1 protein-coding gene is annotated in these 318 nt (G+C 56.3%); it reads right to left on the bottom strand.

Translation table 11 applies throughout. The features are described 5' to 3' along the window. The coding region (locus tag NNO04_RS22670) for an IS3 family transposase (RefSeq protein WP_271446543.1) at positions 1 to 318 on the bottom strand (318 nt) is incomplete at both ends.

The raw sequence follows: 318 nt of genomic DNA, 5'->3' as shown, positions 1-318 counted from the left end.
GACACTCCTTCGTGAAATCATCCACACAGGTCAGGCACTTGATCCTGCGACCGTTGGCCAGTGCGTCCATAACGAAATCCATCGACCATGTCAGGTTCGGCGCATCCGGCCGCAGAAGCGGAAACCGCTCGGTCGCCAGTCCTTTACGGCGTCGTCTGCGTTTTACGCTCAGTCCATTAAGGTGGTAAATACGGTATACCCGCTTGTGATTGACGTGAAGGCCCTCCCGACGCAGCAGCTGCCAGATGCGCCGATAACCAAAACGTCTGCGTTCAAGCGCCAGCTCAGTAATACGCCCTGATAAATGCGCATCAGCCG

Origin of the sequence: Citrobacter sp. Awk 4, assembly GCF_028069725.1 — a bacterium.
Lineage (GTDB): Bacteria > Pseudomonadota > Gammaproteobacteria > Enterobacterales > Enterobacteriaceae > Citrobacter_D.
This window is presented reverse-complemented; position numbering and strand designations above follow the sequence as displayed.